This is a genomic window from Ascidiimonas meishanensis (genome assembly GCF_037782385.1).
Lineage (GTDB): Bacteria > Bacteroidota > Bacteroidia > Flavobacteriales > Flavobacteriaceae > Ascidiimonas > Ascidiimonas meishanensis.
In genome coordinates this window covers 124,768-136,427 of sequence record NZ_JBBEXD010000005.1, presented here as the reverse complement: position 1 = coordinate 136,427, position 11,660 = coordinate 124,768, and the positions used below count along the sequence as shown (strand labels likewise).

9 protein-coding genes are annotated in these 11,660 nt (G+C 35.7%); 3 read left to right on the top strand and 6 right to left on the bottom strand.

Annotated elements, in window-relative coordinates:
* The first annotated feature begins 75 nt into the window (after positions 1-75).
* The 3 genes from WBG07_RS10880 to WBG07_RS10870 all read left to right on the top strand — a co-directional run bounded on the left by WBG07_RS10880 (position 76) and on the right by WBG07_RS10870 (position 2,952).
* Positions 76-429, top strand: a complete 354-nt coding sequence (locus WBG07_RS10880; RefSeq protein ID WP_340201236.1) for a VOC family protein — start codon at positions 76-78, stop codon at positions 427-429.
* A 242-nt stretch (positions 430-671) separates the two neighbouring features.
* Positions 672-1,067 (top strand): hypothetical protein, encoded by a 396-nt coding sequence (locus tag WBG07_RS10875; RefSeq protein WP_340201234.1) that lies wholly within the window; start codon positions 672-674, stop codon positions 1,065-1,067.
* 727 nt (positions 1,068-1,794) lie between these two features.
* Complete coding sequence (locus WBG07_RS10870; RefSeq protein WP_340201230.1) at positions 1,795-2,952, top strand: methionine aminotransferase; 1,158 nt, start codon at positions 1,795-1,797, stop codon at positions 2,950-2,952.
* A 172-nt stretch (positions 2,953-3,124) separates the two neighbouring features.
* Here WBG07_RS10870 and WBG07_RS10865 read toward each other — a convergent pair whose 3' ends face one another.
* The 6 genes from WBG07_RS10865 to WBG07_RS10840 all read right to left on the bottom strand — a co-directional run bounded on the left by WBG07_RS10865 (position 3,125) and on the right by WBG07_RS10840 (position 11,570).
* On the bottom strand, positions 3,125-5,431 hold the full coding sequence (locus WBG07_RS10865; protein WP_340201225.1) for a M43 family zinc metalloprotease: 2,307 nt from the start codon (positions 5,429-5,431) through the stop codon (positions 3,125-3,127).
* 661 nt (positions 5,432-6,092) lie between these two features.
* Positions 6,093-6,749 carry a CoA transferase subunit B gene (locus tag WBG07_RS10860; protein WP_340201220.1) on the bottom strand — a complete coding sequence of 219 codons (657 nt, stop codon included), beginning with the start codon at positions 6,747-6,749 and terminating at the stop codon, positions 6,093-6,095.
* Position 6,750: 1 nt separating this feature from the next.
* Positions 6,751-7,452: a CoA transferase subunit A gene (locus WBG07_RS10855; protein ID WP_340201216.1), complete on the bottom strand. Its 702-nt coding sequence runs from the start codon at positions 7,450-7,452 to the stop codon at positions 6,751-6,753.
* Between the two features lie 120 nt (positions 7,453-7,572).
* Positions 7,573-9,903 carry a penicillin-binding protein 1A gene (locus WBG07_RS10850; protein ID WP_340201212.1) on the bottom strand — a complete coding sequence of 777 codons (2,331 nt, stop codon included), beginning with the start codon at positions 9,901-9,903 and terminating at the stop codon, positions 7,573-7,575.
* Positions 9,904-9,915: 12 nt separating this feature from the next.
* Positions 9,916-10,398 carry a gliding motility lipoprotein GldH gene (locus WBG07_RS10845; protein ID WP_340201209.1) on the bottom strand — a complete coding sequence of 161 codons (483 nt, stop codon included), beginning with the start codon at positions 10,396-10,398 and terminating at the stop codon, positions 9,916-9,918.
* Positions 10,398-11,570 (bottom strand): PSP1 domain-containing protein, encoded by a 1,173-nt coding sequence (locus WBG07_RS10840; protein ID WP_340201206.1) that lies wholly within the window; start codon positions 11,568-11,570, stop codon positions 10,398-10,400. The genes WBG07_RS10845 and WBG07_RS10840 overlap by 1 nt, the downstream gene beginning before the upstream one ends.
* Between the last annotated feature and the right edge of the window lie 90 nt (positions 11,571-11,660).

Sequence of the window (11,660 nt, the reverse complement as noted above, 5' to 3'; positions counted from 1 at the left end):
AATACAAAACTTACAGAAATGATACTTATTAAGTATCTTTAAAATAGTAAACTCTTTCAGTTAACCTATATAGCTATGAGCCAACAAAACAACCATATAAATTATATAGAATTCAAAGCAAAAGATTTAGATGCTATAAAAACGTTTTACACAAAAGTCTTTGGATGGGTTTTTACAGATTATGGGCCTACCTATGCCTCTTTTGAAGAAAAAGAAAGTGGTGTAGCGGGAGGTTTTGAAACTACAGAAGAGGAAATTCTTAACGGTGCACTAGTGGTCTTATATCATGAAGACCTCCATAAAATTAAAAGTGATATTATAACCGCAGGCGGTTCTATTTGTATAGATATTTTTTCTTTTCCCGGTGGTAAACGTTTTCAGTTTAAAGATCCTTCAGGTAATGAGCTTGCTATTTGGTCTGATAAATAGTATCTGCCAAAATAGATAGGAAATCTTAATTCCTGTTCAGGTAAGTACGCAAAACATAAGCAAAGCAAGCCGTTAAAAGAGCAGGTAGAGGTTGTTAAATTCAAAGCAGTGAGCGTTTGGACCATTGAATGAAACCAATTCTTTAAGTTATCCTTAAAGGTGTTATGCATGAAAAAATTTATTTGAACAAGCAACTATTTTGTACTTTTTGAATCGTATTAGAGAGAACAATAATTCAAAAGATGAAAAAATTAGCAATTCCTTTTCTAGCATTTTTACTATTAAGTTCATGTGATGATGATGATACAAAAAATATAGATATTACTTCAGGTACTTGGCGTTTGGTAGAACAACTGGCCGATCCTGGAGACGGAAGCGGAACTTTTCAACCCGTTAGAAGTGAAAAGACGTTGCAATTTCTAGAAAATGGTTCTGTAGTTACCAATAAATCTTTATGTGATCCATATTCAGAAGAGCAAATTGCATCTGGTACCTACTCCATAGAAACGGGCATCATAAACACTAGTTGCTCAAATGAATTCATTAAAACTATTTTTTTTGAGGTGAAAAATGGAGCTTTAATACTTGATTTTATTTCCAATGAAGGATTTTCCCAAAAATATAGACGATTTCCTTAAACGGAAAAATACTACTTAAAATAATTCACTTAAATATCGGTAAAGAAAAAGGCTGGAGAAATCTCCAACCCTACTCAATATAATTAACTAAACAAATTAAGTCATTTCTAAAAACAGACAAATTAATGTCTGAAACCTTTAAAAGAGACACCGCCCTCTGATTGATTACGAGAAGACGGTGCTCCCATCCAAAAATAAAACCGTTAGTTAGTCCGTCATGAGGTTTTAATCTTTAGCTAATTTCCTTATGAATTTCTTTTGCTAACATCTCAAATTAATGAGGATTACTATTTGGAGGGCGAACACATTATTAAGAATTTTCTGATGTCGAAGTTATAAAAATTATTGAAGGATCAATTACGGTTTATCGTATTATGGAAATTTTTACGGTAAGTTTTTATTTACATTACGGTTTTACTGTATTAGCAAAGCCTTTTTTTTAGATTAAGCCCAAAAATCACTTCGATTCTTTTACCTGAGCTTAACTAGCTCACTCATTATACCAAGTTACTTTCTTCAATAAACAGCTAGAAATACCTCCCATGGTGATTCTTTAATACATTTTAAGGCTTTTGGCATTTAAAATAAAGATTGCTTTTCTTGGAATTATACCTTTCTCTTTGACCCTTTCCGGTGTTTAGAATTGAAAGCAGCTTCTTTTATTAACTTTGAAAAAAATAGCAGTTTAAGTCTGTTTAAAACTGTAATTTGCATAGAAAATAGTTTTATGCAAGCCTCACCCATTCAATTTAATTCAAAGTTGCCTGATGTTAAGACTACCATTTTTACCATTATGAGTCGTCTGTCTTATGAGCATAATGCGATCAACCTATCACAAGGATTTCCAGATTTTCCCGCCGACCCTTTGCTTACACAGCTGGCAACAAAAGCTATGCATGGAAGTTTTAACCAATATGCACCCATGCCGGGCTTGCTAGAATTGCGGGAGGCAATTGCAAAAAAAATTGAAAAAATGCATGCTATTTCTTATAATCCCGATACTGAAGTTACAGTTACAGTAGGTGCTACAGAAGCTATTTTTACTGCCATAGCAACTTTTATTTCACCGGGAGATGAAGTATTAGTGCTTAAGCCTGCATATGATTGTTACGAGCCTGCTATTGCGTTGCAGGGAGGTATCCCAGTGCTCATTCAATTAGCAGCTCCTTCTTTTCAAGTGAATTGGGAAACGGTGAAAGAAAAAATTACCGCTAAAACAAAGATGATCATTATTAATACTCCTCATAACCCTACAGGAACTATTTTAAGCAAAAGTGATATGGGTATTCTTGAAAATTTATTAAAAGACACTAATATTATTTTGATTAGTGATGAAGTTTATGAGCATATCATTTTTGATGGAGAGGTACATCAAAGTGCTTGTAGATTTCCTAAGCTAGCAGAACGCACTTTTATATGTGCTTCCTTCGGTAAAACATTTCACAATACAGGTTGGAAAACAGGCTATTGTGTAGCACCAGAAAAATTAATGCATGAATTTAGAAAAACGCATCAATTTAATGTCTTTAGTACCCATCATCCCGTTCAGAAAGCTTTTGCTGATTACTTAAAGGATGAGGATCATTATATTTCTTTACCTAATTTCTATGAACATAAACGAAATACTTTCAGAGCTCTCATACAAAATTCAAAATTCAAAATTCTCCCTTGTAAAGGCACTTACTTTCAGTTATTAGATTATAGCGAAATCACTAAAGAAGGAGCTACAGAATTTGCTATTAGGTTGGTAAAAGAACATGGCATAGCGTCTATTCCTGTTTCCGTTTTTAATACAAATGAAAGGGATGATCATTTATTACGGTTTTGTTTTGCTAAAGAGACTCAAACTTTGGAAAAAGCAGCAGCAATTTTGAATAAGCTCTAAAAAAACGTTTTAATTATAAATTATAGAATCCCTTTTGATGTAAAAAATACAATTTCAATTATACCCCAGAAATATAATTACTTCGTTAAAAAAAATTCACAGGTTAAAATAGATAAATCAGAATAAAAAAGGGCTGCCAGTGGCAGCCCTTTCATATAATATGGAATTAGAATTATTGTTTCACAAATTTCTCTGTTGTAATTTCTTCACCATCATTTAACTCGAAAATATAAACACCTGCCTGCAGACCGCTTACGTTTAAGTTTCTTTCTTTAAGTGAACCAGCCTGTACGGTTTGTCCAAGAAGGTTCATAATACGATATTTAGCACTCTCTGCACCAAAAGTATTGATGTTAAGCACACCATTAGTTACCGGATTTGGATATAGCAATGCATCAAAAGTACCTTCACCATCTCTCATAGAGCGTAATAATCTAGGCTCACCGTTTAATCTTGCTTCTCTAGCAAATGAGATTCCTTTAATAGTAATCTCATCTAAATAAATAAGATCTGAATTATTAGAAGCATCATTTGTAAATCTAAATGCAGAGTTAGCGGCAAAGTTAAGATCATTAGAACTCAACGTAATAGTTGCCACATAGAAACCATTATTGTTAAAGCTAGTACCAGCAGCATAAGCAGCTACATCAATCCAGCTTGCACCATCATAGAAACTTACGATGAAATCTTCACCATTCTCCATACTGAAAGGATAGAAATAGAATTCAATTTCTACTTGATTGTACGAAGACATATCTAAGGCTGGAGAAGTTAGTGATGATCTTGTACCAGAGTTGTCTCTAATATAGATTGAAGAAACACCTTCCCAAGAACGTGGACCAGAATAGTAACCACAATCGCTACCTCCATCAATCCATCCATCAAACCCAGTCTCAAAGAATACTTGATTTAGTGTATCTATTCCTCCTATTTCACATGGTGCACAAGCAGAACCACCACAATCTACACCTTCTTCATCTCCATTTTGGATGCCATCATCACATGTGGGTTCTGAACCTTCACCTACACAGAAATCTGTTGAATCAGAAGATTCAAAGTCACCACCTGATGCCAATACAGTTCCGTCTGCACTTGTAAGGCTATATGAGCCATTTCCAAAGGCGCAGCAAATACCGTCACCAAAACTATCATTCAATGTAAAAGTATAGCATCCATCTGGTAGACAAATATCTTCTGTAAGCGTTGAACCGTCTGGCTCACTACCATAAGTACCTCCAGAGGCTACTGTTGAACCACTAGCATCTGTTAATACCCAAGATGTTTCGTTAGGGAAGTTATCAAAAGTAATAGATAGCGTTACTCCGTTTTCAGAGCATCCAGTCTCACATGGCTCACAAGAAGACCCACCGCAATCTACACCTTCTTCATCTCCATTCTGGATTCCATCATCACAGGTTGGATCTGGACATGCAGGGCAATCTGAACCACCACAGTCTACACCTTCTTCATCTCCATTCTGGATTCCATCGTCACAGGTTGGATCTGGTGGAGTACCACATTGATCTGATGCTCCTAAAGACTCTCTTACACCACCTGGTAATAAGGTAACTCTCATACGATCTGTTTGACCTTGGGTATACAAATTCATACAACCGTCATCCGAGTAATCCATATAGTTCTGAACCATATCTACGGTTCCACAAGAAACAGTTCCTTCTGCACATCCAAAGTTTGGTGCGTCTGAATCAGGAGTATCTGCTACAAAATCATCAAAGTTACAGTTACCATCACCCCAAATATGTCTAAGGTTTAAGAAATGACCTACTTCATGAGTAGTTGTTCTACCTAGATCAAAAGGAGCAGAAAGATAAAACCCTGTACCTTTAGCAGAACTACCAAAGTATTGAGGACTCATTACAATACCATCTGTAGCAGCGTTACCACCTGGAAATTGAGCATATCCAAGAATTCCTCCTCCAATATTACATACCCACATGTTAAGGTATTTTGTAGTATCCCAGGCATCTACACCACCGTTTGCTGAACTTTTCATAGCGTCATTAGTACCCCATGAAGTTCTTGTAGAAGATTTTCTGGTTACCCCATTTGTTGCATTTCCGTTCTCATCGATGGTTGATAAGCAAAATTCTATTTGCGTATCTGCGGCCTGAGGCCATGTTCCATCAGCATCTGCATTTAAACGACGAAAATCTTCATTCAGAACATCAATTTGTGACTGAATTTGTGCATCACTGATATTTTCCTGTGCATTGCTATAAATAATGTGCACTACAACGGGAATAGTGATTATATTTCCATCAATTCTGTTTTGCCTTAATTCCTCAATCTTGGATTGAGTATAAGTTTCAATTTCTGCCATACGATCCGCAAGTTGCGGGTCTTGCTGCATTCTGTACTCCAAATTTTCCATGGAAGCACAATCTCTTTGTGCTTTTTGCGCAGACATAACACCCACGGTCAAACACATAAAGAGTAAAAGTGTAATTTTTCTAATCATTTTTAAGAGATTTAATTGGTATATAATCTTACAAATTTGTTAAAAATTTATGAAAACAACCAAATTAGTGTGATTTATTCGATGAAAAACAGCTTTTAAGTATATTAATCACAACATTTTAGGTAAAATGTTCTCTAAAATTCAAAAGCACTACGGTTATCCCGTAATTCTTATTAAATATTTGTTAACAACTAGAAATGAAAGGAAGAAATTTAATGAAACGTGAGTCTGATAATTGTAAAGACTAAACAAACATAACTATTAACTTATTATAACAATTTTGAGTGGTTCCACTTTCAGGGGCTGCAGGTGAATTGTTTGGGGCTGCGTTGATCCTTTACAGTGAGATACTCCTTTTTGGGGCAAAAAAGTATCAGACTCACGTTTTTCATTAAAGCATAAAAACTTTCTTCGCTACAATTATTAAACTTCTTAGAAGTTTAGTAGTTGAGCGCAATCCTTCAAAATAAGAATCTTGGGAATTCCAATCTTGATTGGGGTGAAAGTTTGATCTTGAGGTTAATTGTAATTTGATTTTCATGTTACTAAGCTTTGGGGTAAAAACTTGATCAAACATAACAAAATATTTCGGAATAATCGATAAAATACATTAAAAAATCGATGAAATACACGTTTTTGCAGAAATTACTTACAAAATGCTTTAAAATTTCATTTCAGGAATAGCACCCTCTATGATTAAATTACCCTCGGTAGCGTTCTTTATAGCTTCCACACTAACCCCTGGTGCACGCTCTAATAATAAAAAACCTCTGTCAGTAATATCCATTACGGCCAAATTAGTAACCACCTTTCTAACACATTTTACGCCCGTTAGAGGTAAGCTACATTTTTTAAGAAGCTTAGAAGCTCCTGCTTTATTAGTGTGCATCATAGCTACGATAATGTTTTCTGCAGAAGCAACCAAATCCATTGCCCCTCCCATTCCTTTTACCATTTTACCTGGAATCTTCCAATTGGCAATATCACCATTTTCATCTACTTCCATAGCGCCTAGTATGGTAAGGTCTACGTGTTGACCTCTAATCATAGAAAAACTCATTGCCGAATCAAAAAAAGAAGCTCCTGGGAGCGTTGTAATGGTTTGTTTGCCAGCATTTATAAGATCTGCATCCTCTTCACCTTCAAAAGGAAAAGGTCCCATACCTAAAACCCCATTTTCACTTTGAAACTCAACAGAAATATCTTCCCTGACGAAATTGGCTACTAACGTTGGTATCCCAATTCCCAGATTTACATAATACCCATCTTTTACCTCTCGGGCTATGCGTTGTGCAATTTGATTTTTTGTTAAACTCATCTTAGTTTTTTGATCTTACGGTTCTTTGCTCTATTCTTTTTTCATATTTATTCCCTTGAAAAATGCGTTGAACAAATATTCCTGGGATGTGAATTTCATTTGGGTCTAAATAGCCTGCAGGGAGCAACTCCTCTACCTCCGCAACCGTTATTCTGGCTGCTCCACACATACAAGGATTAAAATTACGTGCGGTTCCTTTAAATATAAGATTGCCGGCTTCATCTCCTTTCCATGCCTTCACAAAAGCGAAATCGGCTTTAAATGCATGTTCTAAGACGTACATCTTACCATTAAATTCCCTTGTTTCTTTGCCCTGTGCCACTTCAGTGCCAAAACCAGCTGGTGTATAAAAAGCGGGAAATCCTCCTTGTGCTGCTCGACAGCGTTCTGCTAATGTGCCTTGAGGGATCAATTCAACTTCTAATTCACCATGAAGCATTTGTCGTTCAAATTCATCATTCTCACCTACGTAAGAAGAAATCATCTTTTTAATCTGTCTATTTTGCAGCAATAACCCCAGTCCAAAATCATCTACACCAGCATTGTTAGAAATACAGGTAAGATCTTTTACTTTAAGGTTGACCAATTCCTCAATACTATTTTCAGGAATTCCACAGAGACCAAAGCCACCAAACATAAATGTCATACTGCTCTGTACACCTGAAAGTGCCACATGAACTGACTTTACTTTCTTGTTAATCATTTCGTGTTATTTTTAGGGAAAATTACGAAATTCTCAAAAGACCACTCCTATAAATTGGTTAATTTTGAAATAATGAAATGAGAACCTAATCCGGTTAAAGAATTACAAATTATTCTGTACTTAGAAGTTTATACCATCTAATTCTTCTGTGTCTATTACTTCCACTTTACCTTCCGGCTTCTTAGAGCAATCTGTATTGATAGTCATCTCCTCAGGTTTTTCAAAAGCGCTTTTTGAAATATCCAATTCTTTATTTAGATAACATTTTTTCATGTACAACGCCCAGATGGGTAAGGCCATACTAGCGCCTTGTCCGTAAGAAGTAGATCTAAAGTGAGTTGCTCTATCTTCTCCACCAACCCATACACCAGTTACTAGGTTTGGTACCATACCCATAAACCATCCATCACTCTGATTTTGAGTAGTTCCTGTTTTTCCTGCTATTGGATTTGTAAGATTGTAAGGATATCCAGTAATTATTTCTTTGTAAAGCGTCTGATCTTTTGCCCACGCATGCCTCAAACGGGATCCAGAACCCGCCTCAGTTACTCCTTGCATTAAATTTACTGTAGCATAGGCAACCTCAGGACTTAATACATCTCGGGTTTCAGGCACATACTCATAGAGTACTTTTCCATTTTTGTCTTCAATTCGAGTTATCATTACAGGCTTTACGTAAACTCCCTGATTTGCAAAAGTACCATATGCTCCTACCATTTCATATACTGTAATGTCTGGTGTTCCTAGTGCAATAGAAGGTACTTCTGGAATATCTGCAGTAATCCCTAATCTTTTGGCAAGATTCGCAACGGGTTGAGGGCCTACCTTATCCATTAATTTGGCAGTAATTGTATTTACTGAATTGGCTAATGCATTTTTAAGCGTTCGCATTTCGCCGGAATACTTTCCATCAGAATTTTTAGGACACCAAGGCTCTAAGTTTCCAAACTTATTTGCCTCTATACAATTATATACATCTGGAAGCGAGTCACATGGAGACAAGTGGAGCTGATCAATAGCGGTGGTGTATACAAAGGGTTTAAAAGTAGATCCCGCTTGTCTGGCACCCATATATACCTGATCATACTGAAAGTGTTTGTAGTCTATTCCTCCCACCCAAGCTTTTACATGCCCTGTTTCCGGCTCCATACTCATCATACCAGTTCGCAAGAAATGCTTGTAATATCTAATTGAGTCTAAAGGCGTCATTATGGTATCTTTCTCTCCATTCCAACTAAAAACGGACATTTCTCTTTTTTTGCTAAAAGAGGTAAATATTTCTTTTTCACTAATTCCTTTAGCCTTCATTTTTCGCCACCTATCAGATTGTTTAATGGCGCGTCCTAAAATACCTCTGATTTCTTTTTCATTCACATTCAGAAACGGAGCTGTTTTGTTTCTTTCTGGAGTATTCTGAACAAAAAATTCTGTCTGAAGCCTTTTCATATGCTCACTTACCGCTTCTTCAGCATACGCTTGCATTCTGGAATCTATGGTAGTATAAATTTTTAATCCATCTAAATAGATATTGTATTCAGAACCGTCTTCTTTTGGATTCTTCTTAATCCATTTTTTTAGAAAATCTTGTTGTAAATACATTCTAAAATAGGTGGCAATACCTTCCCTATGTGATTCTGGATTAAATCTTATTTGCAGTGGTAGTTTTTGAAGCGAATCTTTAACTGCAGTTGTAATATAATCGTTCTTTTCCATTTGCTTCAAAACCACATTACGCCGTTTTGTGACCCTTTCTTCCCTTCTAATAGGATTAAATAAAGATGAGTTTTTAAGCATTCCTACTAACATAGCAGATTCTTCAATATTGAGATCAATTGGTTCTTTACCAAAGTAAATTCGAGCCGCCGAACGAATCCCGTCTGCATTATAGCCAAAATCATAAATATTAAGATACATCGCTACGATTTCCTGTTTAGTATATTGTCTTTCTAAGCGAGTAGCAATAATCCATTCCTTAATTTTCTGAATAACACGGCCTACTATATTTTTAGATCTTTGATTTGTAAACAATAGTTTAGCCAATTGCTGACTAATGGTACTTGCACCTCCTTTTGTTCCTAAAAAAAGTACTGCTCTCAGTGTTCCCCTTGCGTCTATCCCTGAGTGTTCATAATAACGTTCGTCTTCTGTAGCTACCAACGCTTCCACCAGATGCTCAGGTAAATCCTTATAAAATATTGGAGTACGGTTATCGTTGAAATAAAATTTTCCAAGGGTTACACCATCAGAAGATATGATCTCAGTTGCAAGATTCGTTTTTGGGTTCTCTAGTATTTCAAAGGTGGGTAATTTTCCAAAAAAACCCCATGATGCAAATAGAAATATCAATACAATGGACAGTAACATGGTTCCAAGTAATTTCCAAAACCACCAAATATACTTTCTAAATCCTGCAGGTTGAGTAACAGAAGTTTTAGAACTCTTCTTTACCATCTTAATCCGTTTTTAATTTGTAGTAGCTTCTATTTTAAAGCCAATATCTTTTATTCCTTCAAGGGTCTTTACGCCCTCTACCTTGCCATTTATACGCATAGCATGCTCTATCTGTACTTTATATTCTCCTTGTACGGAAAAAATAATATCCTCTTTATACCAAAGTTTGCTTTCTTTTAAAGAAGTGAACCCTTCTCCTAACCAAGTACCATCTGGTTTAGCCATTTCATACTGAAGAGTATCAACAACACGATTCCCATTAGGAAAATCCATCCCAACAATTAAATACAAATTGCTAAAGGCATAATTTTCATCATTCCTTATTAATACATATAAATTATATTTTTGGATGGAATCTGGTGATTTAAAATCAAATGAAATCTTTTCTCCTTCTTTCCAACTATTATCTACACTTTCAAAGGAAGAATACACACTCTTTGAATCGCAGGATACTAATAAAAATAGTATAGTGAAATATGAAAATTGCCTAAGCATTATTTCTGAGAATTCGATTTTTTCTTGTAATTAGAACGTCCTTTATTGCGATTTTTCCTTCTGCTTTTGTGTTTTTTGGGAGTATCAAACCTAGTTAAACTATCTTGACCTACAACGTTCTCAAACTCTTTTTTAGTATTTGTTTCCATTAATTCTGAAGCATATTCTTCCAGACTTGCTACTTCGCCACCTTTTTTATTGGCGTCAATAATCTCATTTACTTGCCTAACGGTAAGTTTATGCCAGTTCATCCCATCTTTTTCGTAAGCAAACCACATAAGGCCTTTAAAGATATCTATTTTATGGCATCCGGCCCTCCCTTTCTGGGTCTTAAGTCGAACATCCATTTTAGGAAATTGATTAAGTGCATCCAGATAAGAATCCAATTCATAGTTTAGGCAGCACTTTAATTTACCACATTGCCCAGCCAGTTTCTGCGGATTGAGTGAAAGTTGCTGGTATCTTGCTGCTGAGGTATTTACCGAACGAAAATCTGTTAGCCATGTAGAACAACAAAGTTCTCTGCCACAAGAACCAATTCCACCAAGCCTAGCAGCTTCTTGCCTAAAGCCTATTTGACGCATCTCAATACGAATGCTAAATGCTTTGGCCATTTCTTTGATAAGTTGTCTAAAATCTACACGTTCTTCTGCGGTATAAAAAAAAGTAGCTTTAGAACCATCTCCTTGAAACTCTACATCTGAGATTTTCATGTGAAGCCCTAAAGAAATAGCTAATTCTCTAGATCTCTTTTTGACAGATTCTTCCCTATCTCTAACTCTAGACCAAACATCAATATCTTTTTGAGAAGCTTTTCTATAGATCTTGGGAACTTCTGGATTATTCCAGTCTGTTTTCTTTTTCTTCATCTGAACTTTAACGAGTTCCCCAGTTAAAGTAACAATACCTACATCGTGTCCGGAGGCGGCTTCAGTTGCTACAATATCGCCTATGGATAAGGTTAGATTTTCTTTATTTCTATAAAAATCCTTTCTGCTATTTTTAAATCGTACTTCAACACAATCAAACTTTTTCTGCCCAGAAGGCAGAGACATATTTGAAAGCCAGTCAAAAACAGTTAATTTATTACAACCATCGCTACCGCAAGTACCATTATTCTTGCAACCACGCGGTTGTCCGTCTTTTCCGGTCGAACAACTGTTACAACCCATTTTTTATATATTAATCGGTATCAAAAAAACCGAGTAAGATTCGTAAATAATTTCTAAAAAGGTAAAGATACTATTATTTATTAAGATGAT

What these genes read in the sequence shown, in the direction of transcription:
- WBG07_RS10880 (WP_340201236.1), top strand. Translation starts at nt 76, where the DNA reads ATGAGCCAACAAAACAACCATATAAATTATATAGAATTCAAAGCAAAA.
- WBG07_RS10875 (WP_340201234.1), top strand. Translation starts at nt 672, where the DNA reads ATGAAAAAATTAGCAATTCCTTTTCTAGCATTTTTACTATTAAGTTCA.
- WBG07_RS10870 (WP_340201230.1), top strand. Translation starts at nt 1,795, where the DNA reads ATGCAAGCCTCACCCATTCAATTTAATTCAAAGTTGCCTGATGTTAAG.
- WBG07_RS10865 (WP_340201225.1), bottom strand. Translation starts at nt 5,431, where the DNA reads ATGATTAGAAAAATTACACTTTTACTCTTTATGTGTTTGACCGTGGGT.
- WBG07_RS10860 (WP_340201220.1), bottom strand. Translation starts at nt 6,749, where the DNA reads ATGAGTTTAACAAAAAATCAAATTGCACAACGCATAGCCCGAGAGGTA.
- WBG07_RS10855 (WP_340201216.1), bottom strand. Translation starts at nt 7,452, where the DNA reads ATGATTAACAAGAAAGTAAAGTCAGTTCATGTGGCACTTTCAGGTGTA.
- WBG07_RS10850 (WP_340201212.1), bottom strand. Translation starts at nt 9,903, where the DNA reads ATGGTAAAGAAGAGTTCTAAAACTTCTGTTACTCAACCTGCAGGATTT.
- WBG07_RS10845 (WP_340201209.1), bottom strand. Translation starts at nt 10,398, where the DNA reads ATGCTTAGGCAATTTTCATATTTCACTATACTATTTTTATTAGTATCC.
- WBG07_RS10840 (WP_340201206.1), bottom strand. Translation starts at nt 11,570, where the DNA reads ATGGGTTGTAACAGTTGTTCGACCGGAAAAGACGGACAACCGCGTGGT.